The sequence below is a fragment of the Pararhizobium polonicum genome (genome assembly GCF_001687365.1).
In the GTDB taxonomy this organism is placed as follows: Bacteria; Pseudomonadota; Alphaproteobacteria; order Rhizobiales; family Rhizobiaceae; genus Pararhizobium; species Pararhizobium polonicum.
The window spans coordinates 250,005-273,149 of record NZ_LGLV01000005.1; the positions used below are offsets into that span (position 1 = coordinate 250,005).

21 protein-coding genes are annotated in these 23,145 nt (G+C 61.7%); 9 read left to right on the plus strand and 12 right to left on the minus strand.

The window, feature by feature from the left end; all coding sequences use genetic code 11:
• Nucleotides 1–63: 63 nt before the first annotated feature.
• From cimA to ADU59_RS07050, 3 genes are all read left to right on the plus strand, one after another.
• Nucleotides 64–1,680 carry a citramalate synthase gene (gene cimA / locus ADU59_RS07040; protein WP_068953084.1) on the plus strand — a complete coding sequence of 539 codons (1,617 nt, stop codon included), beginning with the start codon at nucleotides 64–66 and terminating at the stop codon, nucleotides 1,678–1,680.
• Between the two features lie 114 nt (nucleotides 1,681–1,794).
• Complete coding sequence (locus ADU59_RS07045) at nucleotides 1,795–2,280, plus strand: hypothetical protein (RefSeq protein ID WP_083198158.1); 486 nt, start codon at nucleotides 1,795–1,797, stop codon at nucleotides 2,278–2,280.
• A gap of 263 nt (nucleotides 2,281–2,543) precedes the next feature.
• The gene (locus tag ADU59_RS07050) at nucleotides 2,544–2,834 is read left to right on the plus strand and encodes a hypothetical protein (protein WP_139093152.1); all 291 of its coding nucleotides are present in this window, start codon (nucleotides 2,544–2,546) and stop codon (nucleotides 2,832–2,834) included.
• 123 nt (nucleotides 2,835–2,957) lie between these two features.
• Here the strand turns inward: ADU59_RS07050 and ADU59_RS07055 are convergent, their stop codons facing one another.
• Nucleotides 2,958–4,943, minus strand: coding sequence for a bifunctional 2',3'-cyclic-nucleotide 2'-phosphodiesterase/3'-nucleotidase (locus tag ADU59_RS07055; protein ID WP_068953740.1), 1,986 nt, complete (start codon nucleotides 4,941–4,943; stop codon nucleotides 2,958–2,960).
• Between the two features lie 218 nt (nucleotides 4,944–5,161).
• On the opposite strand from ADU59_RS07055, the gene rarD reads away from it, so the two are divergent.
• Nucleotides 5,162–6,100: an EamA family transporter RarD gene (rarD, locus tag ADU59_RS07060; protein ID WP_068953089.1), complete on the plus strand. Its 939-nt coding sequence runs from the start codon at nucleotides 5,162–5,164 to the stop codon at nucleotides 6,098–6,100.
• 26 nt (nucleotides 6,101–6,126) lie between these two features.
• Here rarD and ADU59_RS07065 read toward each other — a convergent pair whose 3' ends face one another.
• From ADU59_RS07065 to ADU59_RS07075, 3 genes are all read right to left on the minus strand, one after another.
• The gene (locus ADU59_RS07065; protein WP_068953091.1) at nucleotides 6,127–6,414 is read right to left on the minus strand and encodes a type II toxin-antitoxin system RelE/ParE family toxin; all 288 of its coding nucleotides are present in this window, start codon (nucleotides 6,412–6,414) and stop codon (nucleotides 6,127–6,129) included.
• A 5-nt stretch (nucleotides 6,415–6,419) separates the two neighbouring features.
• On the minus strand, nucleotides 6,420–6,656 hold the full coding sequence (locus ADU59_RS07070) for a CopG family ribbon-helix-helix protein (protein ID WP_068953093.1): 237 nt from the start codon (nucleotides 6,654–6,656) through the stop codon (nucleotides 6,420–6,422).
• A gap of 91 nt (nucleotides 6,657–6,747) precedes the next feature.
• A complete protein-coding gene (locus ADU59_RS07075) occupies nucleotides 6,748–7,368 on the minus strand; it encodes an LOG family protein (RefSeq protein WP_068953095.1) in 621 nt (206 codons plus the stop codon).
• A gap of 260 nt (nucleotides 7,369–7,628) precedes the next feature.
• On the opposite strand from ADU59_RS07075, the gene ADU59_RS07080 reads away from it, so the two are divergent.
• The 5 genes from ADU59_RS07080 to ADU59_RS07100 all read left to right on the plus strand — a co-directional run bounded on the left by ADU59_RS07080 (nucleotide 7,629) and on the right by ADU59_RS07100 (nucleotide 15,720).
• On the plus strand, nucleotides 7,629–9,530 hold the full coding sequence (locus ADU59_RS07080; protein ID WP_068953097.1) for a LysM peptidoglycan-binding domain-containing protein: 1,902 nt from the start codon (nucleotides 7,629–7,631) through the stop codon (nucleotides 9,528–9,530).
• 212 nt (nucleotides 9,531–9,742) lie between these two features.
• Entirely contained in the window at nucleotides 9,743–11,629 is a 1,887-nt protein-coding gene (locus ADU59_RS07085) for an ABCB family ABC transporter ATP-binding protein/permease (RefSeq protein WP_068953099.1), read from the plus strand.
• A gap of 140 nt (nucleotides 11,630–11,769) precedes the next feature.
• Nucleotides 11,770–12,468, plus strand: coding sequence for a phosphatidylserine decarboxylase (locus tag ADU59_RS07090; protein WP_068953101.1), 699 nt, complete (start codon nucleotides 11,770–11,772; stop codon nucleotides 12,466–12,468).
• Nucleotides 12,469–12,500: 32 nt separating this feature from the next.
• Complete coding sequence (gene pssA / locus ADU59_RS07095; protein WP_068953103.1) at nucleotides 12,501–13,352, plus strand: CDP-diacylglycerol--serine O-phosphatidyltransferase; 852 nt, start codon at nucleotides 12,501–12,503, stop codon at nucleotides 13,350–13,352.
• 388 nt (nucleotides 13,353–13,740) lie between these two features.
• Nucleotides 13,741–15,720 carry an elongation factor G gene (locus ADU59_RS07100; protein WP_068953105.1) on the plus strand — a complete coding sequence of 660 codons (1,980 nt, stop codon included), beginning with the start codon at nucleotides 13,741–13,743 and terminating at the stop codon, nucleotides 15,718–15,720.
• A gap of 27 nt (nucleotides 15,721–15,747) precedes the next feature.
• Here ADU59_RS07100 and ADU59_RS07105 read toward each other — a convergent pair whose 3' ends face one another.
• From ADU59_RS07105 to ADU59_RS07140, 8 genes are all read right to left on the minus strand, one after another.
• Complete coding sequence (locus ADU59_RS07105) at nucleotides 15,748–16,488, minus strand: SDR family NAD(P)-dependent oxidoreductase (RefSeq protein ID WP_068953107.1); 741 nt, start codon at nucleotides 16,486–16,488, stop codon at nucleotides 15,748–15,750.
• A gap of 128 nt (nucleotides 16,489–16,616) precedes the next feature.
• Nucleotides 16,617–18,107 carry an amidophosphoribosyltransferase gene (purF, locus tag ADU59_RS07110; RefSeq protein ID WP_068953108.1) on the minus strand — a complete coding sequence of 497 codons (1,491 nt, stop codon included), beginning with the start codon at nucleotides 18,105–18,107 and terminating at the stop codon, nucleotides 16,617–16,619.
• 246 nt (nucleotides 18,108–18,353) lie between these two features.
• Nucleotides 18,354–18,968 carry a CvpA family protein gene (locus tag ADU59_RS07115; protein WP_068953111.1) on the minus strand — a complete coding sequence of 205 codons (615 nt, stop codon included), beginning with the start codon at nucleotides 18,966–18,968 and terminating at the stop codon, nucleotides 18,354–18,356.
• Between the two features lie 144 nt (nucleotides 18,969–19,112).
• Nucleotides 19,113–20,516, minus strand: a complete 1,404-nt coding sequence (gene radA, locus ADU59_RS07120) for a DNA repair protein RadA (protein ID WP_068953113.1) — start codon at nucleotides 20,514–20,516, stop codon at nucleotides 19,113–19,115.
• Nucleotides 20,516–20,827, minus strand: a complete 312-nt coding sequence (locus ADU59_RS31445; protein ID WP_068953115.1) for a type II toxin-antitoxin system RelE/ParE family toxin — start codon at nucleotides 20,825–20,827, stop codon at nucleotides 20,516–20,518. Before ADU59_RS31445 ends, radA begins: the two co-directional genes overlap by 1 nt.
• Nucleotides 20,827–21,075, minus strand: a complete 249-nt coding sequence (locus ADU59_RS07130; protein ID WP_068953117.1) for a type II toxin-antitoxin system ParD family antitoxin — start codon at nucleotides 21,073–21,075, stop codon at nucleotides 20,827–20,829. Before ADU59_RS07130 ends, ADU59_RS31445 begins: the two co-directional genes overlap by 1 nt.
• 69 nt (nucleotides 21,076–21,144) lie before the next feature.
• The gene (gene alr / locus ADU59_RS07135) at nucleotides 21,145–22,305 is read right to left on the minus strand and encodes an alanine racemase (protein WP_068953741.1); all 1,161 of its coding nucleotides are present in this window, start codon (nucleotides 22,303–22,305) and stop codon (nucleotides 21,145–21,147) included.
• A 135-nt stretch (nucleotides 22,306–22,440) separates the two neighbouring features.
• The gene (locus ADU59_RS07140; protein ID WP_068953119.1) at nucleotides 22,441–23,085 is read right to left on the minus strand and encodes a TerC family protein; all 645 of its coding nucleotides are present in this window, start codon (nucleotides 23,083–23,085) and stop codon (nucleotides 22,441–22,443) included.
• Nucleotides 23,086–23,145 lie beyond the last annotated feature (60 nt).

Here is a 23,145-nt window from a genome sequence, read left to right on the forward strand (position 1 = left end):
GGAGAGGGCTAGGGTGAGGGGCCTTTTTCAAAAGAGTATTTCGTTCCTCTGGAGGGAACATCGATGACCCGCGAACGCATTCACCTCTTCGACACCACGCTGCGCGACGGCCAGCAGACGCCCGGCATCGATTTTTCCGTCGAGGACAAGATCGCCATCGCCACGATGCTGGACGATTTCGGCATGGATTATGTCGAGGGCGGTTATCCCGGCGCCAATCCCACCGATACGGAATTCTTCAGCGAGAAGCGCACGAAGACAGCCCGCTTTGTCGCCTTCGGCATGACCAAGCGCGCCGGTGTTTCCGCATCCAACGATCCGGGGCTGACAAGCCTTTTGCAGGCCGAAAGCGACGCGATCTGTCTTGTTGCCAAGAGCTGGGACTTTCATGTCCGCGTCGCTCTTGGCTGTTCCAACGACGAAAATCTCGAATCGATCAAGGCCTCGGTCGAGGCCGTCGTCGCCGGCGGCAAGGAAGCGCTGATCGACTGCGAACATTTCTTCGACGGCTACAAGGCCAATCCGGCCTATGCGCTGGCCTGCGCCAAGACGGCCTATGATGCCGGTGCCCGCTGGGTGGTGTTGTGCGACACCAATGGCGGCACGCAGCCGCCGGAAATCCGCGATATCGTCGCGGCCGTCATCGCCCATGGTGTTCCCGGTGCCAATCTCGGTATCCATGCGCACAACGATACGGGCCAGGCGGTCGCCAATTCGCTGGCCGCCGTCGAGGCCGGCGTGCGCCAGATCCAGGGCACGCTGAACGGCATCGGCGAGCGCTGCGGCAATGCCAATCTGATCACGCTGATCCCCACGCTGGCGCTGAAGGAAGCCTATACCAGCCGTTTCGAAACCGCGATCGACCCGGACCGGCTGCAGGAACTGACCCAGCTCTCGCATTCTTTCGACGAGCTTCTCAACCGCTCGCCGGACCACCAGATGCCCTATGTCGGCGCTTCCGCCTTTGCCACCAAGGCCGGCATCCATGCCTCGGCATTGCTGAAGGACCCGCGCACCTACGAACACGTCACGCCCGAAAGCGTCGGCAACCTGCGCAAGGTCATGGTGTCGGATCAGGGCGGCAAGGCCAATTTCATCAATGCGCTGAAGCGCCGCGGCATCGCCGTCTCCAGGGACGATCCCAAGCTCGACAAGCTGATTTCCATCGTCAAGGAACGCGAGGCGACCGGCTATGCCTATGAGGGCGCCGACGCCAGCTTCTTCATTCTCGCCCAGCGAACCCTGAGTTCGGTGCCGGACTTCTTCCATGTCGAAAGTTTCCGCGTCATGGTCGAGCGCCGCTTCGATGCCAACGGCAATCTGAAGACCGTCTCCGAAGCGGTGGTCAAGGTCTGGATCGATGGACAAGCCACCATGTCGGTCGTCGAAGGCCATGGGCCCGTCAACGCGCTCGATCTGGCGCTGCGCAAGGATCTCGGCAAATACCAGTCGGAGATCGAAGATCTCGAACTGGTCGACTACAAGGTCCGTATCCTCAACGGCGGCTCCGAGGCCATCACCCGCGTCCTGATCGAATCCGTCGACGGCTCAGGCGCCCGCTGGTGGACGGTCGGCGTCTCCGACAACATCATCGATGCGTCGTTTCAGGCGCTGATGGATTCGATCGTGTTCAAGCTGTTGAAGAACAGGGATCAGGTGGGGCTGGCTGCTGCGGAATAGGGGTATCCGTGTGAATTTTACGCATTGAGGACTGATACGACCTGCTGACCCGTCTTCCCATTCTTTGGTACGGCCGGTTTTAGAGTCGAAAGATTATTTTAATCAGTAGGTTAGATGGCGACGAATACTTCGCTAAAAGCGCATTTTCTCGAGTTGGATTTCGGGAAAAAAGACGTTTCTGAGATGGGAATTGCCTATGCGTACATTTCTGTCTTCGACCACTGGCTCTCAGAAGAGGAGGCTGGAGCAAGTCCCCTGATGACCTACTCGCTTGCCTTGCAGAAGGGCAGACTGGACGATTACCTCGCCGGCGAGCGTAAATTTCTCGAACTATATCGTATGCTCGGGCGTCATGGAACGATCTGCAATCGTCCCCGCCCGGTTCGAAAATTTGAGACCGTTGATGTACGTCTTGAGAAGGTCATGGTGGATAGTCTCCGCGAGAAGCGCTTGATGGACATTTACTTCAGCGATTTCGGAGTGCGCGTATTGGGCGGGTACGATCGTACCGACCTGCTGATCGCGGAGACGCTGCAGAAACTTGAACTGTTGCTCTCCCAAGTTAATCAGTTTGGCCTCTTTGTCTTGCCAAACCCATAAGTCGCTATCCGGTGGACGGTCGGCGTATCCGACAATATCATCGATGCGTCGTTCCTGGCTTTGATGGACTCGATCGTGTTCAAGCTGTTGAAGAACAGGGATCAGGCGGGGCTGGCTGCGGCAGAGTAGGCCGGATTTTTTGGGGCAACCGATGGAGATGGAAAACACTTGTAGCGGCCGATGCGATGGCAAAAGTTGGGTCTTGCCCAGGCTACGTGTTTCTCGTAGGAAGATACACGTATTCGGGGAAATGAGGACATATTGTGAGAAGAATTATTGCCGCAGCACTGTGCATCGTACCGCTTGTCGTGTGTGGTTGCAGCACGCCTAAGACTGCAACAGTCGGAATGCGCACTGATGCGAATGGCAGGCACGTCAGTACCTTCATCAAAAATTCTTCGGGAAACGAAGAGGCCGACAAAGTTGCCGTGCGGGCTGCTTCGCTGAATTTCCGAAGGCAGGTCAAGAAGCCGCTCAAGAACCATAACTACGTGATCGAAGTAAATGTTCTTGAGATGGCTGATCCTGCATGGGGCAGTGATAAACCCAAATGAGCACCGTGTTCAGTCTTTGACGCCGTCAGGCGGATTTGCGTTCGATTGCCGGGTTTTTAAGCCCTTTGCTCCCCATCACCTGATCTTGGGTGGGGAGCATTGCACAGCCTCGGAAGCCTCAGCTCACAACACCAGTCGAAACTTCGCAAACCCATCCGCGCCATCGCCGGCGTCCTCGATCTTCACACCCTTGACGTCGGCAATCAGCCCGCGCGCCTTCGGTCCACTGTCGAATACCGCCGTCGCGTCTTTCACCGGCGCAAAACTCCAGTTGCCGTCGGCCGAAGGGTTGATGGTGCCTTCGGCGATGATGTAGCGCACGATCACGTCGCGGTTGGTGTCGGGGGCGGCGAAGACCACCTTGTCGCTGGTGATCTCCGGGAACTTGCCGCCACCGCCGGCGCGATAATTGTTGGAGGCGACGACGAATTTCTGTGCCGGATCGATCGGCTTGCCTTCGAATGACAGGTTCTGAATGCGGTTCGAACCGGGATTCACCGCATTGCCGTCGCCATCGTATTTGGCGGGTTGAGAGAGATCGATCTGGTAGGTGACGCCATCGATGACGTCGAAATTGTAGGAGGGGAAGGCGGTGTTGAGAAGCGCCACATCCTTGGCGCCGGGGGCGACGGTATTGAACATGCCAGCCGACATTTCCAGCCAGTTCTTCACCTGCGCACCGGTAATGACCACCGCCTGCACCGTGTTCGGGTACAGATAGAGGTCGGCGACGTTCTTGATGGCGATGTCGCCTGCCGGAACATCGGTATAGTAGTCCGCGCCGCCGCGTCCGCCCGCCTTGAAGGGAGCTGCCGCCGATAGCACGGGCAGGTCCTTGTATTCCGTGTCCTTCAGCATGTCCCTGATGTACCAGGTCTGCGCATTGGAGACGATCTGCACGGACGGATCGTCGGCCACCAGCGCGAAATAGGAATAGAGCGGCGCCGTGGTCTTGCCGACCGGTGTGCGGATATAGGCGAGCGTCGCCTCATGCTCGGCATTGGCCGCGCTCAGGATGTCGGCGCGATCCGGTACGTCGGCCACCACCTTCTTGTCCTCGCGGTGATAGATCGGCCGCGCTTCGGTGGTGAAGTCGACGATCTTCCAGCTTTTGCCGTCCTTCTCGATCAAAAGATCGATCAGGCCGAGATGCGAGCCCCAGAAGCCGCCCATCACTGCCGGCTTGCCGAGCAGCGTGCCCTTGACGGGATCGACACCCTCGATGCCGTCAAAACTCTTCGGGCCGGGGAAGACGAGATGCTGGTGGCCGGTAAACACCGCGTCGATGCCCTCCACACCGGCGAGATAGAGTGAGGCATTCTCCATGCGCTCGCTCTGGCCTGAGCCGTCGATGCCGGAGTGCGAAAGCGCGATGATGATATCGGCCCCGTCCTCCTTCATTGCCGGTATCCAGGCCTTGGCCGCCTCGACGATATCGCGCGTCTGCGCCTTGCCTTCGAGGTTCTTGATGTCCCACAGCATGATCTGCGGCGGCACAAAGCCGATGATGCCGATCTTCAGCTCGCTTGCGGCGCCCGAGCCGTCGGTTATGGTTTTCTCGACGATGGTGTAGGGTTTGAAGAACAGCTCGTCGTTCTTGGGATCGGAGGCCAGCTGTCCCTTGGTCAGGTTGGCGCAGACATAGGGGAAGTTCGCACCGGCCAGCACCTTGAACATATAGTCGAGGCCATAGTTGAATTCGTGGTTGCCGAGTGTTCCCGCCTCGTAACCAAGCACGTTCATCGCCTTGATCACCGGATGCACGTCGCCGTCCTTCATACCGTGCTGATAGGCCATGTAGTCGCCCATCGGGTTGCCCTGCAGGAAGTCGCCATTGTCGACCAGGAAGGAGTTGCCGGCCTCGGCACGGACGGCATCGATGATCGAGGCGGTGCGGGCAAGGCCCAGCGTGTCGTTCGGCTTGTCGCCATAATAATCATACGGGAAGACATGAACATGGATGTCGGTGGTTTCCATGATGCGCAGATGCGCCTGATTGGCAGATGCGCGGGCGGCAAAGGGATGCAGCAGAATGAGCGCGGAGGCAGCTGCGGCACCGCTCAAGAGCGAACGGCGGGTTATCGGATGAAGCGCGAGGATCGATGACATCATGAAATCCTTATCGTCTGACCGGTCATGGTCTGGAAAGAACCTAGGACGGCAGACCACGGAATGCACCCCGTAAAATATCAGGTATTGCCGCCTCTGCCGTGATGGCTTGCATCAGCTTTGATTGAAGCAAGGTTCACGGAAATGAATTGGTTGATCAAGGGGCTTTGGAGTAGGACGGCGCGAACAATATAAAAATCTGAACGGGATGAAACGCCATGGCTGATGCGAAACAAACACCGGTGGTGCAAAACGGCGATTCGCCGCGCGGCTTCGCCTTCGCGCTTGCGGCCTATCTGCTCTGGGGTGTCCTGCCGTTCTTCATGAAGGCCGTCGCTCATATCCCGGCTTCTGAAGTGGTGGCCCACCGGATCGTCTGGTCGGTGCCGCTTGCGGGCGCCGTGCTGATCCTGCTTGGCCGTATGGATGACGTGAAGGTGGCTCTGCGGTCGCCACGCATGCTGAAGATGGCGATGCTGACGGCTGTGCTGGTCACGTTCAACTGGGGCATCTATGTCTGGGCGATCGGCGCCGGGCGGGCGCTCGAAACCGCGCTCGGCTACTATATCAATCCGCTGTTTTCGATTTTCCTCGGGGCCGTGCTTCTGAAGGAAAAGCTCAATCCGGCGCAGATCGTCGCGATCGTGCTGGCTGCCGTCGCCGTCGTCGTGCTGGCTTTCGATGCGGGCGGTCTGCCCTGGGTTTCCATCGGTCTGGCGCTGTCCTGGGGGCTGTATGCCTTCTTCCGCAAGACGCTGCCGATCGGCCCCAATCAGGGCTTTTTCCTGGAAGTGCTGCTGCTCAGCGTTCCGGCGCTCGGCTATATCGCCTATCTCGAAATCTCGGGGCAGGGGCATTTCACCGATACGGGCTGGGCCGATGTCGGCTGGCTTTTGGCCTGCGGCGTGGTCACCGCGGTGCCGCTGATGATCTACGCCAACGGCGCCAAGCTGCTGAGGCTCTCCACCATCGGCATCATGCAGTATATCGCCCCGACGATGATCTTCATCATCGCCGTCTTCGTGTTTCACGAGCCCTTCGGCACGTCGAAACTGATCGCCTTCATCCTGATCTGGGCGGCGCTGGCGGTCTATTCGACATCGATGATCATGGAAAGCCGCGCCCGCCGGGTGGTGGTGCCGGACCCGGCGGAATAGACGCTGCCCGATCAAAGACGCGGGCTTTAAACATCCTCTGGCCATTCACGCGCACCATGCTGCACGAAGAGGATTTCGACCTGTGTGTCGCGGACACGATAGGCAACGATATATGGTGTCCCTGGAATGACCAGCTCCCGCGTTCCGCGAATATCGCCGTTGCGCCCGATGAAAGGGTTGGCGGACGGCAGTCTGTACGTTTTGGCGTGAATATCGTTGACGAGGCGTGCCGCCGCGCGCGGATTGTGTTGGCCGATATAGTCGGCGATGCCGGCAAGCTCTCGCAGATAGCGTCTCGTCCAGACGATCCGCACCGGTGTCAGGTCTGGCTGTACTTGTTGAGGACGGCGGCGATTTCATCGTCGGTCGCGAAGTCGCCGCGATCAGCCTCCTGGAGGCCTTCCTGTACGCCGCTAATCCATCTTTCTTGCCAGGCAAGGGAACGGCCGTGAGACAGCGCATCCTCGATGATCTGCGCACGCGTTAGGGTCGAACGGGCGGCCAGTCTGTCGATACGCCGGCTGAGATCTTCGGAGATTCCGTTCTTGTCATCCATGGAAGTCGGCATCCTGCCCGGTCATGTACCGCCACGATATTATAACGTGACGGCACAGCGATCAATATCGTGCAATTCGGGCCGGACGCTTTTACAGCTTGGAGATGATCCCGTCATTGCCGTCGCGATCGACCTGGCTTGCCCAATGGGCAAGCAGTGCCGGAACCACGTCTTCGGCAGCGTCGATGACAAGCGGCTGGACCAGGTGGGCGGTGTGGATGAAGCCGGCATCCGCCATGTGATGGATCAGCGTCATCAGCGGATCCCAGAAGCCGTTGATGTTGACCAGCACGATCGGCTTGCGGTGACGGCCGAGCTGCGCCCAGGTCATGATCTCGACGATTTCCTCCAGCGTGCCGATGCCGCCGGGCAGCGTCACGAAGGCATCGGAGCGCTCGAACATCTTGTGCTTGCGGTCGTGCATGTCAGGCGTGACGATCAGTTCGCTGAGCTGCCCCAGTGAATGACGGGTGGCCTCCATATCCATGAGGAATTCTGGTATGATGCCGGTAACGCGTCCGCCATGCGAGAGAACGCCGCTTGCGACAGCACCCATGATGCCCTTGGTGCCGCCGCCGTAGACGAGGCGCAGGTGATTTTCGGCGATGGATTTGCCCAGCGCGCGGCCGGCATCGATATAGGATTGGTCGCGTCCGGACTGGGAGCCGCAGTACACGCAGATGGATCGAATCGGGGTATTTTTCTCGGTCATGCCCCAAAGAGACATCGCAGGGCGGTAAGCGTCAAGAAAAATGACGGAAAAGAGAGCTGTGGATAGTCCTGAACATGCGGCGATGCTTGTGGAAAGCGTAGGAAATCGTTAGCAATTTTTAGGAATGACGTGACGATATGTGCAAGGCCGATTCCGTGGGGTGACGCAAACGGGAAACGGCACGCATAGCGGGCTTGGGAAGGGCTGTCCTTTCGCGTTCATGTCGAACGCAGACGGTTCCGGGCCAATTGGAGATGTGCATGATGAAGAACAAGGCCGGCTGGGTGGCCCTTATTGTCCTGGCAGCAGCATCCTTGCTGATGGTTTTCTTTGTCCTGCCCAATATCAACAGCGGCAAGGATACGGTGACGGCCGACGCTCCGGCGGACAATGCCGTGAAGCCTGCGGATACGAAGGGTGCGCGGCCGACGGCTGAAAGCGAAACGGCTGCTGCCGCACCCGCCGAAACGGATGCCAAGCCTGCCGATGCCAAGTCTGCCGATCCGGCAGCCGCGTGGACGGTGCCGGGCTTCGATGTCCTGCGCGTCGAACCGGACGGCTCGACCGTGATTGCCGGACGCGCGCAGCCCAATACCAAGCTTGAGATCGTCAACGGCGAAACGGTCGTCGGCAGCACGGATGTCGGCGCGACCGGCGATTTCGCCGCGATCTTCGACAAGCCGCTTCCGGCCGGCGACTATCAGCTGACGCTGCGCAGCGTCGGCGACAACGGCGTGACCAAATCCTCGGAAGAAGTGGCCACCGTCTCGATCCCCAAGGACAAGGCCGGCGAGCTTCTCGCCATGGTCTCGAAGCCGGGCGAAGCGAGCCGCATTATCACCAAGCCGGTGGCGGAAGCCGCCGGTCAGGCCGCCGATACGGCAGCTGCTGCCAATGAGGTGGCGGAGGTTGAACAACCTGCACCCGCCGCATCTGCAACCGACACCGCAAAACCGGCCGATACGGCAGCCGCGACACAGACCCCGGCAACGGCTGACGCAGCTCCGGTCCCTGCCGCAGGCGACAAATCGGCCGTTGCCGTGTCGGCGGTCGAAATCGAAGGCAAGAAGATCTTCGTGGCCGGCAATGCCAAGGCCGGCGCGCTGGTGCGCATCTATGCCGACGACGCGCTGGTCGGTGAAACCAAAGCCGATGCGGAGGGACGCTTTGTCGTCGACGGTACGATCGATCTTCCCGTCGGCAATCACACGATCCGGGCCGACATGATGGGTGCCGATGGCAGCAAGGTCGAGCTGCGCGCTGCCGTGCCGTTCGATCGTCCTGTGGGCGATCAGGTGGCAGCGGTTGCGCAGGGCAACGCACAAGGTTCCGTCGTTCCGTTCGAGGGCGGCAGTTTTGACGGTTTGAGGCTTGAAGCGACCAAGGCACTCGGCCTGCTCAAGGGCCTGTTTGCCGATGGTAAGGTCCCCTCGGACGAGGAACTGGCCGCGGCGCGCTCCGCCACCGAAATCGCCCTGAAGTCGCTTGCCGATTTCAAGGTTGCCGACAACCTGGATGCCAATGTCAAGGAAACGGCGGCAAAGACGGCCAAAGCCGCCACCGAGGCGCTGGCCATGCTGAAGGGGCTGCCGCATGACGCGGCTAGCGTTTCGGCGTCGCTCGGCAAGATCGAGGCCGCCGTTGGCTCGGCGCTGATGCCGCGCACCGACGGGACCGGCAACAACGCGGTTGCCGCCGAAACGACGACGCCGGCACCGGCAGGGGACAACACCGCCGCTGCCACGACACCGGCTGTCGGCGATGTTGCAAAGCCTGCGACGGAGACGGCGGAAAAGCCGGCTGCTGAACCGGCCACACCTTCCGCGGAGTCAGGCGCTGCCGCTACGGCAACCGGCAACGCTGCTGCCGCGACCACGCCGGCAACGGGGCAGGCCGCTGCCGAGCCGGAAACCGTCCAGCAGGCGCCGCTCAAGCAGAGCAAGACCTCGGTCATCATCCGCCGCGGCGATACGCTCTGGCAGATCTCGCGCCGCGTTTATGGCGCGGGCGTGCGCTACACGACGATCTATCTCGCCAACGAGGACCAGATCACCAACCCGGACCGTATCCTGCCGGGCCAGGTTTTCGGCGTGCCGGACACGGCGATGTCGGAGACCGAATCGGAAGCGATACACCGCAAGCACGTGAAGCATCAGCCCTGACGGCTTTTTGCGGCGCGCTCCATTGCGGCGGGCGACGATGAGACCTATCTGAACCATCAAAAGCGGCGCCTTGAGAAAGGCGCCGCTTTTGATTGGAAAATTGCATGCACGTCTTTCGTTTCGATGTCTTCAGTCGCATGACATTGCGAGCGTGCATGACGGCTGACCCCTGTCCGTAAGACGGGCGGCCACGAACGACGGCGGGAAACAACGTGACAGCACAGAAGAAGACGGTATCGGCGGATGCGGGCAATCCGCTGCAGACGATCATCAACCTCTGGCCCTATATGTGGCCGAGCGACCGTGCCGACCTGAAGATGCGCGTCGTCTGGGCGACGGTCATTCTGCTGATCGCCAAGGTCGTGCTGCTGCTCGTGCCCTATTTCTTCAAATGGTCGACCGACGCGCTGAACGGCAAAACCGATCTCGTTGGCGCAATGCCTGTGGTCTTCACCGGCGCCGTCATGCTGGTGCTGGCCTACAATCTGGCCCGGCTGCTGCAGGCGGGGCTCAACCAGCTGCGCGACGCGCTGTTTGCCAGTGTCGGCCAGCATGCGGTGCGCCAGCTCGCCTACCGCACCTTCGTCCACATGCATCAGCTGTCGCTGCGCTTCCATCTGGAACGCCGCACCGGCGGCCTGTCGCGCATCATCGAGCGTGGTACCAAGGGCATCGAGACGATCGTCCGCTTCACCATCCTCAACACCGTGCCGACGCTGATCGAGTTCCTGATGACGGCGATCATCTTCTGGTGGGGATACGGCTTCAACTATCTGCTGGTGACGGCCGTCACCGTCGTCCTCTATATCTGGTTCACCATCAAGGCGAGCGACTGGCGCATCGGCATCCGCCGCGCCATGAACGACAGCGATACCGATGCCAACACCAAGGCGATCGATTCGCTCCTGAACTTCGAGACCGTCAAATATTTCGGTAACGAGGAGATGGAGGCGAAACGCTTCGACCAGTCGATGGAACGCTACGAGCGCTCGGCGACGCAGGTCTGGACCTCGCTCGGCTGGCTGAACTTCGGCCAGGCGGTGATCTTCGGCGCCGGCACGGCGATCATGATGGTGATGTCGGCCCTGGCCGTGCAGCGAGGCGAGCAGACGCTTGGTGATTTCGTCTTCATCAACGCCATGCTGATGCAGCTGTCGATCCCGCTCAATTTCATCGGCTTCGTCTATCGCGAAATTCGCCAGGGCCTGACCGATATCGAACAGATGTTCGACCTGCTCGAAGTCGAGGCCGAGGTCGTGGACAGACCGGACGCGGTGGAGCTGGTGATCGACAAGGGCGCCATCGCCTTCAAGGACGTGCACTTCGCCTATGATCCCGCCCGGCCGATCCTCAAGGGGATCAGCTTCGAGGTGCCGGCCGGCAAGACCGTCGCCGTCGTCGGCCCATCCGGCGCCGGCAAGTCGACGCTGTCGCGGCTTCTCTATCGTTTCTACGATGTGCAGGAAGGCGCCATCACCATCGACGGTCAGGACGTGCGCGGCGTCAGGCAGAAATCCTTGCGCGCCGTCATCGGCATGGTGCCGCAGGATACGGTGCTGTTCAACGACACCATCGCCTACAATATCCGCTATGGCCGCACATCGGCCACCCAGGCCGAGATCGAGGCGGCAGCCGACATCGCCCAGATCGGCGGCTTTATCAAAAGTCTGCCGGAAGGCTACGGTGCCATGGTCGGCGAGCGCGGCCTGAAACTGTCGGGCGGCGAAAAGCAGCGCGTGGCGATTGCCCGCACCGTGCTGAAAAGTCCGCCGATCCTCATCCTCGACGAGGCGACCTCGGCACTCGATACCCGCACCGAACAGGAAATCCAGACCGCACTCGATATCGTCTCGCAGAACCGCACGACACTGGTCATCGCCCACCGCCTGTCGACGGTCATTCATGCCGACGAGATCATCGTCTTGAAGGACGGCGGTATCGCCGAGCGCGGCACGCACGGAGAACTGATCGACCGCGACGGCCTCTACGCCTCCATGTGGAACCGCCAGCGCGAGGCGACGCAGGCCGAGGAAACGCTGAAGAAGGTGCGCGAGAACGACGATCTGGGTGTCGTGGTGCGCGGCGCTGCGGCAGTCTGAACGGGAGCGCTGAGCGATGAGTGAGCAGTGGATAGTGAGCTTTCTTGGAACTTCTCGCCGATCACGACGCACTAACGACTACCAACAGGGGCTTTTTCCCTGTACGTCCTAGCCGAACGAAAATCTGGAGACGTGAGTTCATGAGCTTGATCAATACAGTGCGCAACACGCTGGTGCCGGTGCATAAGGAAGGTTACCCCTTCATCGCCGGTTTCTTCGTCGTTTCGCTGGTTCTCGGCTTTCTCTGGGAGCCGCTGATGTGGATCGGCTTCATCCTCACCGCCTGGTGCGCCTATTTCTTCCGCGATCCCGAACGCATGACGCCGCTCGATGACGATCTGGTGATCAGCCCGGCCGACGGCCGTGTCTCGTCGATCGCGATGATGACGCCACCGGAGGAGCTTGGGCTCGGAACCGTGCCGATGCTGCGTATTACCGTGTTCATGAACGTGTTCAATTGCCATGTGAACCGCGCGCCCGTGCGGGGAACCATTCGCCGCATCGCCTACCGCGCCGGCAAGTTCGTCAACGCCGAACTGGACAAGGCAAGCCACGAGAACGAGCGCAACGGTCTGGTCATCGAAACCACCCATGGCGAGATCGGCGTCGTCCAGATCGCCGGTCTTGTCGCCCGCCGCATCGTCTGCTGGTCGGTGCCGAACGATGCGCTGCAGGCTGGCGAACGCTTCGGCCTCATCCGCTTCGGTTCCCGCCTTGACGTCTTCCTGCCGGAAGGTGCCGAGCCGCGCGTCAGCCTCGGCCAGACGGCGATCGCCGGTGAAACCGTGCTGGCCGAATTCGGTTCGGCCAAGGGCCCGGTCATCAGCCGCCGCGGTTGATGACACCAGCGAAACAGGAACAGGAGCAGCCCATGGAAACGCCCTTTCCGTCCTTTGAACCGAACGGCCCGAATGACGAGGCGCGCGGGCCGCGCCTGCGGGAAATCCCGCTGCGGCTGATCGTGCCCAATGTGATCACCGTGCTGGCCATCTGCGCCGGCCTTTCCGGCGTCCGGCTCGCCTTTGAGAACCGGTTCGAGCTTGCCGTCGCCATGGTTCTGGTTGCCGCCTTCCTCGACGGCATCGACGGCCGCGTCGCCCGCCTGATGAAGGCGACGTCGAAGTTCGGCGCCCAGATGGATTCGCTCGCCGATATCGTCAATTTCGGCGTTGCACCGGCGCTGGTGCTCTATGCTTTCGTTCTCGACCAGGCCCGTTCGCTGGGCTGGATCGCAGCGCTGATCTATGTGATTGCGGCCGGCCTGCGCCTTGCCCGCTTCAATGTCATGTCGGAGCGCGAGGTCAAGGCCACCTGGCAGTCGGAATATTTCGTCGGCGTACCGGCGCCGGCCGGCGCCATGCTGATGCTGCTGCCGATGTATCTGGGTCTTCTCGGGCTGGTGCCGGACCGTACGGTGGCGATCATCTCGTCGGGCTATACGGTGCTGATCGCCTTCCTGCTGGTCAGCCGCCTGCCGGTCTGGTCGGGCAAGTCGGAAAATCGCGTGCGCCGCGATCTGGTCCTGCCGATCATCCTCTTCGTCGTCCTCTATGTTGCGACGCTGATGAGCTTCACCTGGGAAACCATGGTGGTCACGGCGGTCGGCTACCTGCTGAGCCTGCCCTTCGGCGCGCGCAAATGGCAGAAGAAATACGGCGGCTGGCCGCTGCATCCCGATCACCCGACGCCGGTCGAGGATGGATTGCCGGGCGATAATAAGTAGCTTCGGGTTACCAGAAAAAGCCGCCGCGATCAATTTCGCGGCGGCTTTTTTGGGGATATTGAAGGCTTCAATCCCGGTAGACGATAACCCAGTATCCGGCTTTCCCGCACGATGAACTGCTTGTCCGTCTCGGCCTGACCGGGGCCGGCCGGCGGCTTTCGGCGGTTTGATCCGGTAAGTTGCAACAGCTGTTTCCTTCGCCATCCGCCTCAAAACCGCGCCATGGCCGTTCTTGACATATCTTCGGACAGGCCTTTAGAGTTCGGCGCGCGTCGCCACAAACAACCGGTGGCCACGCCGAACGACTGTAACGAGCACGGAGAGGTTCCCATGCGCCGACTCATTTCTCACGAAAATCACATTCGAAATTCTGAGAAATCGAGGGCACATGCGTATTTTGAATCTGGGCATCCTCGCCCATGTGGACGCGGGCAAGACTAGCCTTACGGAACGACTGCTTTTTGATGCCGGCGTCATCGACACGCTCGGCAGCGTCGATACCGGCAACACGCAGACGGACAGTCTCGAGCTTGAGCGGCAACGCGGCATTACCATCCGCGCCGCCGTGGTGTCTTTCACGATCGACGATACGGTCGTCAATCTCATCGATACGCCCGGTCACCCGGACTTCATCGCGGAAGTCGAGCGGGTGCTTGGATTGCTGGACGCAGCGGTGGTCGTTGTTTCGGCGGTCGAAGGCGTGCAGGCACAGACGCGGGTACTGGTGCGGGCATTGCAGCGTCTTGCCGTTCCGTTCGTGTTCTTCATCAACAAGGTCGATCGTCTCGGGGCGCGATACGACGACGTGCTGGAGGTCCTTGCCAGCCAGCTGCCGGTTCGGCCCATCGCCATGTCGGCGATCAACGAGGCCGGCAGCAAGCTTGCTCAGGTGGAAGCACACGATCCGGGACGCGAACCGCTTTTCACAGCCCTATGCGAGACACTGGCGGAAAACGACGAGGTATTGCTCAGCGACTATGTCCTTGCCCCCGATCGCCTGACCGCTGAAAGACTTCAGCGCTCACTGGCAGATCAGGTGGCTGCTGGGCTGGTGCATCCGGCCTTTGGCGGAGCGGCGATGACCGGCGCCGGCGTGCCGGCCCTGACTGCGGCCATTGCAACGATGCTGCCCTGCCGCCGCCGCGATCCGGACGGGCCGGTTGCCGGGAAAATCTTCAAGATCGAGCGCGGATGGGGCGGCGAAAAGCTGGCCTACATGCACCTGACATCCGGCACGGTCCAGCTCCGGCAAACTCTGGACCTGCCCAAAGGCCCGGCACGGGTGACTGCGATCCATGTTTTCGAAGAAGGCCGGGTCCGCAACGTTGCCAGCGTCCGCGCCGGGCAGATTGCCCGTATCAGCGGTCTCGGCGGCGCCCGGATCGGGGATGCGGTGGGCACCGATCTGCTCCTGGGCGGCCGGTCTCACTTTGCCCCGCCCACCCTTGAAACCCGGGTCCTGGCCCGCCGACCGTCCGACAGCGCAGCGCTCTGGCTGGCGCTGAACCAGTTGGCCGAGCAGGACCCTTTGATCAATCTGCGCCGCAACGAGGAGGCGGGCGAAGTCTTCCTGTCCTTGTATGGCGAGGTGCAGAAGGAGGTCATCCAATCGACCTTGCTGACGGATTTCGGCCTGGAAGCGGCGTTTGAGGAGAGCACCGTCATCTGTGTGGAGAGGGTTATTGGTGCCGGTAGCGGCCTTCAAACCATCTTCAAGGAGCCCAATCCGTTCCTCGCCACCGTCGGACTGCGCGTCGAACCGCGGCCGCACGGGGCGGGCAACAGCTTCGCGCTGGACGTGGACATAGGCCAGATGCCGGCGAGCTTCTACCGGGCGGTCGAGGAAACCGTCTTTGAAACGCTGAAGCAGGGTTTCTTCGGCTGGCAGGTGATCGATTGCCATGTGGCGATGATCGCTGCCCGCCACAGTTCCCCGTCCAGTACCGCCGCTGACTTCCGGCAGCTGACACCCCTGGTGCTGGCAACCGCCCTGTCAGCCGCACAAACCGTCATATGCGAGCCCATCGACCGCCTTGACATAGAAACCCCTGCGGAGACCTTGAACGGCTTGCTGACCTTGCTTGCGAAATCCGGCGTCGCGATGACGGACTCGGTGATCGCCAATGGCGTAGCTCGGCTGGAAGGCACCGTGGCATCTGCGGCGGTCCAAGGCATTCAGCAGCAATTGCCGGGGCTGACGAGCGGCATGGGGACGATGGAGGCGTCTTTCGATCACTATGCGCCAATGGCCGGCGCCCCGCGTTCACGCCAACGTTCGGGCGCCGATCCGTTCAATGGGAGCGAATATCTGTTGCGCATGCGCCGAAACTCCGCCGGACCTGATCCGGTGCGGGAAAAGGGAGGTTAGCCGCTTTTGGGTTCCGGTTTCCGGCGATCAGTCCGGCAGGCGATAATCGACGATCCGGTTTTCGCGGACGATGAAAAGCTTGCCGGTTTCGGTCTGATCGGGGCCGACCAGCGGCAGCAGTTTTTCAGCCACCTCCGAAGGATGCGGCAGGGTCTGGGGATCTTCGCCGGGAATGGCCTGCGCCCGCATCGCGGTGCGGGTCGCGCCCGGATCGACCGAGAGGATGCGCAGCGGCAGGCGCTGCGTTTCGCCGGCCCAGGTGCGGGCCAAGGCTTCGACCGCAGCCTTGGAGGCGGAGTAGGGCCCCCAGAAGGGCTTGCACTTGTGTGCGGCGCTGGACGACAGGATGAGCGCGCGTCCGGCATCCGACTGCTGCAGCAGCGGATCGACCGAACGGATCAGCCGCCAGGTGGCGGTGACGTTCACCGTCATCACCTTTTCGAACACCTTGGCCTCGACATGGCCGATCGGCGAGATGACGCCGAGAACGCCGGCATTGGCGACGAGGATATCGAGCTTGCCCCAGCGCTCGTGGATGGCGCCGCCGAGCTTGTCGATCGCCGTCATGTCGGCAAGATCGAACGGGACCAGCGTTGCCGGCAATCCGCCCGCGGCCTTGATGGCATCGTCAAGATCTTCGAGGCCGCCAACGGTGCGGGCGCAGGCGATCACCTGCGCACCGGCCTTGGCCAGCGCGAGCGCGGTAAAATAGCCGATGCCGCGCGACGCGCCTGTGACCAGTGCTATGCGGCCGGTGAGATCGATCATGTCTGGATGGCTCCGGAATTCATTGGATGCGGGCTTGCTGCCACAGGTTCAGGCGAATGCGCAAGCCGCACAGCAGGACTTTGAACAGGCGAGGGGCTTTCCCCCGAAACGTTTCCGATTCAGGGGGCTCAACCCTTGCTGGCGAGCATCGACAGCTTGGGGCTGGTGTTGTCGCCATTCTTGTCGAGAAGGCGCGTCGGATAGTCGCCGGTGAAGTAGTGGTCGGTGAACTGCGGCCGGGCCGGATTGCGTTTTTCGCCGCCGACTGCGCGGTAAAGGCCGTCGATCGACAGGAACTCCAGCGAGTCGGCGCCGATGAAGCGGCACATGGAGGCAAGGTCGGCATGCTGGTTGGCCAGAAGCTTGTCGGCGTCCGGCGTGTCGATGCCGTAGAAATCGGGATGATAGATCATCGGGCTGGCAACGCGGATGTGGACCTCGCGGGCACCGGCTTCGCGGATCATCTGGACGATTTTCAGTGATGTGGTGCCGCGCACGATCGAATCATCGATCAGCACGACCCGCTTGCCCTCGATCATGGCGCGGTTGGCCGAATGTTTCAGCTTGACGCCGAAGGCACGGATCGACTGGGTGGGCTCGATGAAGGTCCGGCCGACATAATGGTTGCGGATGATGCCGAGTTCGAAGGGGATGCCGCTTGCCTGGGCAAAACCGATGGCCGCCGGCGTGCCGCCGTCCGGCACCGGAACCACGACATCAGCCTCGACCGGCGATTCCTTGGCAAGGTTGATGCCCATGTTCTTGCGCGCCACATAGACGTTGCGGCCGCCGACCACCGAATCGGGCCGGGCGAAATAGACATATTCGAACAGGCAAAGGCGTTCCGGCTGCGGATTGACCGGCTTGCGGGCATCGATGGAGATCGAACCGTCCGGCTGGATTTCGCAGATGATCACTTCGCCGTTTTCCACGTCGCGGATGTATTTGGCGCCGATGATGTCGAGCGCGCAGGTTTCCGAGCAGAAGATCGGCTTGCCGTCGAGTTCGCCCATCACCAGCGGCCGGATGCCGGTGGGATCGCGCGCGGCGATCAGCTTGGTGCGGGTCATGGCCAGCATCGAATAGCCGCCTTCCATCTGCCGGATGGCATCGATGAAGCGGTCGGCCGTCGAGGTATGGCGCGAGCGGGCGATCAGGTGGAGAACGACTTCGGTATCCGATGTCGACTGACAGATGGCGCCGGTGGCGATGATCTGGCGGCGCAGTGTCAGGCCGTTGGTGAAGTTGCCGTTATGGGCTATGGCGATGCCGCCGACTTCAAGCTCCGCAAACAGCGGCTGGACGTTGCGCAGCGCCACTTCGCCGGTGGTGGAGTAGCGGGTGTGCCCGATGGAAATGGTACCGGGCAGCTTTGCCAGCGTTGCCGGGTCGGTATAGTGGTCGCCGACCAGGCCCATGCGCTTTTCGGTGTAGAACTGCTTGCCGTCGAAGGTGACGATGCCTGCCGCTTCCTGGCCGCGATGCTGGAGCGCATGCAGGCCGAGCGCCGTCAGGGCCGCGGCGTCCGGGTGTCCCAGAATGCCGAATACGCCGCATTCTTCGTGCAGCGTATCGCCATCGATTTCGTCTTGAATCTCTGCGGATCGCAAATGGGTCATCGCTGCTGGCCTTTGTGTTAACGGCTGGAACGCGTTTGGCATATCGTATCGGGTCTTTGCGGCGCTGCACATCATTCATGACGCGCGGCGCTGTAGTGTTTCGATGGGCGGTATAATTCTTAAATCGGTCTCGATCTAAGAATTATACCGCAGGCCTTCAAGCCGGGAAGACCTGAAGGTTTCATATCTCATCATTGCAAAATGGACAGAGCCCGCCAAAGCGGGCCCTCATTCTATCATGCGGCCTTAGCCGTTGGTTGCCGCGCCATTGGTCGCAGGCGTTTCGTCGGCCGGGGGCTGGGTGGTCGTGCCGCCCGTGCCTTCGCTCTCACCTTCGCCGGTCGCGTCCTTGCCGCGCAGGCGGTCAAGGATCGTGGCATCGGCATTTTCCGGCAGGAGCGCGATCAGCTTGCCGCCGAGATTGTCGAGCAGCGGCTTGGACTTCGCGGTCGTGACCCAGACCGGCTGCTGCGCGGGCGCCACCAGCCAGTTGAAGAACAGCATGGCGACGACGACGAGCAGGACGCCGCGCGCCGCGCCAAACAGAAAGCCGAGCGTGCGGTCAAGCGCGCCGATACGGCTGTCGATGATGAAATCGGCGATCCGCATGGTGATGAACGAGACGACGATCAGGGCGACGAGGAAGACGACGCCGGCCGAGCCGATCATCGCCACCGTGTCGCTGCTGGTATAGTTCTTCGCGTAGGGCAGGAGATAGGGGTAGAGGAAATAGGCGGCGGCCGCAGCGCCGAGCCAGCTTGCGACGGACAGAACTTCCCGGGAAAAGCCGCGAACCATGGCCAGGATGGCCGAGAAGAGCGCGACGCCGAGAACGATACCGTCGAGAATTGTAATGGGCATATTGTCCTACTCCGAAACCGCCTTGAGGCGACCCCACGCTGATTTTCCGCGAACCATATATCATCACGCCGGAGGCGTCTTTCGATGGTCCGCGGTTGAACACTGTTTTCACCGGAATTCGCCGTTTTTTATCCGGCGGCTTCCTCAATCATCGTTGTCTGCCTGCTTCAAGGCCCCCTTCGAGCCGGCAATGCGCGCCACCAGATCCGGCAGGCTTTCCATCTCCGCCCAGCTCATGCCGTTGCCCTTGGGCAGGTCGGCGGAGGCGGCAGGCAGGACGGCCTGTGAAAAGCCGAGCTTTTCGGCTTCTTTAAGGCGCTGGGCGGTATGCGCGACCGGCCGGATGGCCCCGGACAGACTGACTTCGCCGAAATAGACGCAATCGGAGGGAAGGGCAAGACCGGCAAGCGACGAAACCAGCGCAGATGCGACCGCAAGATCGGCCGCGGGCTCGGTAATGCGGTATCCGCCGGCAATATTGAGATAAACGTCATGCTGGCCAAGCCGCACGCCGCAATGCGCCTCGAGCACGGCAAGGATCATCGAGAGGCGGGCACTGTCCCATCCGACGACGGCGCGGCGCGGTGTTCCGAGCGAGGTCGGGGCGACCAGCGCCTGCACCTCGACCAGCACGGGCCGGGTTCCTTCCATGCCGGCAAACACCGCCGCACCCGGCGATTTCGAGTTGCGCTCGCCCAGAAAAAGCTCGGATGGATTGGTGACTTCGCGCAATCCCTTGTCCGACATCTCGAACACGCCGATCTCGTCGGTCGGGCCGAAGCGGTTCTTCACCGTGCGCAGGATGCGGTAATGGTGGCCGCGGTCACCCTCGAAATAGAGCACGGCATCGACCATGTGTTCGACGACGCGGGGCCCGGCGATCTGGCCTTCCTTGGTAACATGGCCGACCAAAACGATGGCCGCACCCGTCTGCTTGGCAAAGCGGATCATCGCCTGCACGCCGGTGCGCACCTGCGTTACCGTGCCGGGTGCCGAATCGGCTGTGTCGCTCCACAGCGTCTGGATCGAATCGATGATGGCGAGATCCGGCCGCTTGCCTTCGCCGAGCGTTGCCAGGATATCCTCGACATTGGTCTCGGCCGCCAGAAGCACCTCGGTATCGGCGGCGCCCAGCCGCTGGGCCCGCAGGCGAACCTGCGCGACCGCCTCTTCGCCCGAGACATAGATGATCCGGTGTCCCTGCCGCGACAGGGCAGCGGCCGCCTGCATCAGCACCGTCGACTTGCCGATGCCCGGATCGCCGCCGATCAGCACCGCCGAGCCACGCACGAAGCCGCCGCCGGTCGCCCGGTCGAGTTCGGAAATACCAGTCATGATGCGCGGCGCGTCCTCGATCTCGCCCGACAGCGTCGTCAGCGCCACGGGGCGGCCCTTCTTCGGCGTCCGGCCCGGACCGCCGCCGATCCCGCCCATCGGGTCTTCCTCGACGATCGTGTTCCACTGGTTGCAGCCCTCGCATTTTCCCACCCAACGGGCGTGAACGGTACCGCAGTTCTGGCAGATGAATTGTGTCCGGGCTTTCGCCATCAAATTTCGCTTTCGGGGAAGTCTTTGGAGGATAAGTCCTGGCGGCCGTGGAAGATACGGACAATGAGGAGGTGGGAAGCTGTGACACGGAAATAGATCAGATGATTTCGGAAAAGGATCACTCGCAAATCCGGTCTCATATCGTCCCGTGAGGTGCCGGTAAGACCCAAAGCGGCAATCGACCTGATCTTGGCATTTATGCTATCGACGACGCGTCGCGCGGCATCTGGATTAGTGTCCGCTATGTAGTCATGAATGGCGGTCAAATCATCAGCGGCCTGCTCCGACAGGCGAAAGCGCCGTCGTCGCATCAGGCGCGGCGTGCCTTCGAGCGTGCGACGATAAACTCAGTCAAATCGTCGTCTTCGCCAAATTCGTAGAACCGCCCGGCCGCGATATCATCCTCACCTTCCTGAATGAGCCGCTTGAGAGCCGCTTCGTCGCGCTGAAGCGCCTGTAGCCCCGCATGGACAACGTCTTTAACATCCTTGTAGGGGCCAGTTCGAACGCGTTCTTCAATAAACGCCTGGTCTTCATCACTCAATTGGATAATCGCCACAATGATCTCCTTTTGTTCTAATCTATAACATCGTTTTCCCGATTCCAAGTCCGCAATTTCGACAAGCTGTCACGCCTCGATATAGGCCCGCTCGTACCGGGCTCCAAGGCTGGTCAGCATCTCGTAGCCGATCGTTCCGCCCGCCCGCGCCACGTCGTCGATGGCGATCGTGTTGCCGAACAGTTCGATATAGTCGCCCGGCCGCGCGGCGTTTTCCGGCAGGTCGGTAACGTCGAACAGGCTGAGATCCATGGTGACGCGGCCGAGGTGGGGAATCTTCTGGCCATGCAGGAAGCCGAAGGCGCCCGAAGGGGTTGCCTGGCGCAGGGTGACGCCGCCGCCGGAGACCGAGCGGTGGTAGCCGTCGGCATAGCCGATGGCGACGATCGCCACGCGGCTGTCGCGGGCAAATTGCGCCGAGGCGCCGTAGCTTGCCGTCTCGCCGGTCCGGACGCGGCGGATCTGCAGGATGCGCGCTTCCGCCGTCACCACCGGTTTCATCGGGTTGACCATGCCGTTGACGGCCTCTCCGCCATAGGTGGCGATGCCCGGCCGGGTGAGATCGAAATGAAAATCGGGGCCAAGGTGGACGCCGGCCGAATTGGCCAGGCTTGATTCGATGCCATCGAAAGCAGCCGTAACCGTCCGGAATGATTCAAGCTGCCGCCGGTTCAGCGGATGTGTGGGATCGTCGGCGCAGGCAAGGTGGCTCATCACCAGGATGGGCGAAAAGCTGGCCGGGCGGGCCGGGTCGCCCGCCAGCGCCAGCGCTTCATCGGCGCCCAGCCCCAGCCGGTTCATGCCGGTATCGACATGCAGCACGCAAGGATGGTCGCCGCGTTCCGACAGCGCCGACATGAAGAAGGCCAGTTGTTCTTCGGAGTTGATGATCGGCACCAGGCCATTGTCGAAGAACAGCGGTTCGTTGCCGGGCCACATGCCCGCTAGAATATAGATCCGGCCATCCGGCACCAGCGGACGAAGGGCGGCACCTTCCTCGGCATCGGCAACGAAGAAATCCCGTGCGCCGGCGGCATAGAGCGTCTCGGCTGCGGGCTTGACGCCGATGCCATAGGCATTGGCCTTCAGAACCGCCGCTGCCCGCGCCTTGCCGGACAGCTTGTCCATCCTGCGCCAATTGTCGGCAAGGGCGCCGAGGTCGATGGTCAGGCGGTTGGATGCAGCCTCGAAGGCCGGGGAAGCGAAAGGGGGATGTTGCGATATAGCCATGGACAAAGAGATACAGCCAAGCGGCAGCGGCGGCAATCGTCTGCCCCTCTTGGCCGCTCGATCCGCAACCGCTTTTTGACGCCATGGTGTCCGGTGGCAGGCGCGTGATCGCGCCGCCTGTCACCGTCCGGCCGGTTACCTCAGCGAGGCGGTGATGAGCGGTTCGACTTCCATGAAGCCTTCGTAGATCATCTTCAGGGCGACGAAGAGAATGATGGCAAGGCCGAGATAGGAGACCCAGGGGAACCTGTGCAGCAGCTTGGCGATGAACGAGGCGGCAATGCCCATCAGCGCCACCGATACGGCGAGGCCCAGGATGAGGATGTTCGGATGCTCGCGTGCGGCCCCCGCAACGGCCAGCACGTTGTCGAGCGACATGGAGACATCGGCGATGACGATCTGCAGGGCCGCCTGTTGCAGCGTCTTGCGCGGTGCTGCGTTGCCGACCGCGCCGCTCTGGTCGAGATCTTCACCGGTCAGCGTTTCCAGCCCGTCGGCCGCTTCTTTTGCCGTGGTGCGCAGCTCGCGCCACATCTTCCAGCAGACCCACAGGAGCAGCACACCGCCGACGAGCAGCAGGCCGAGGATTTGCAGCAGCTGGGTGGCGAGAAGGGCGAAGATGATGCGCAGGACGGTCGCTGCCGCGATCCCGATCAGGATCGCCTTGCCGCGCTGTTCCTTTGGAAGGCCGGCCGCCGCAAGACCGATGACGATGGCATTGTCGCCTGCGAGTACGAGATCGATCGCAAGCACCTGCAGCAGCGCGATAAAGGCTTCCATGAACAGATTTCCCCCCAAGGTCTATACCCGTACGCGGCATCCGTTGATGCCGCGCGTGGT